We start from the raw sequence: 286 nt of genomic DNA, 5'->3' as shown, positions 1-286 counted from the left end.
GGACGTCACCTACCAGGCGCCGCTCTTTGTGGAGATCCGCTTCATCAACCGTGAGACCGGCGAGATCAAGGAGCAGGAGGTGTTCATGGGCAACTTCCCGCTCATGACGCCGCGCGGCACCTTCATCATCAACGGCACCGAGCGCGTGGTCGTCTCCCAGCTCGTGCGCTCCCCGGGCGTGTACTTCACCTCTGAGCGCGACAAGACCTCCGACAAGACCATCTACAACGCGAAGGTCATCCCTTCCCGCGGTGCGTGGCTCGAGTTCGAAACCGACAAGCGCGAC

General features: G+C 62.6%; 1 protein-coding gene. It reads left to right on the top strand.

The features are described 5' to 3' along the window. Nucleotides 1-286, top strand: a 286-nt coding sequence (locus NE591_RS15720) for a hypothetical protein (protein ID WP_256157158.1), incomplete at both ends; no start/stop codon positions are given.

It is taken from the genome of Adlercreutzia sp. DFI.6.23 (genome assembly GCF_024462535.1).
Classification (GTDB): domain Bacteria; phylum Actinomycetota; class Coriobacteriia; order Coriobacteriales; family Eggerthellaceae; genus Adlercreutzia; species Adlercreutzia rubneri.
Note: the sequence above shows the minus strand (reverse complement) of the source record. Positions and strands in the feature narration are given on the sequence as shown.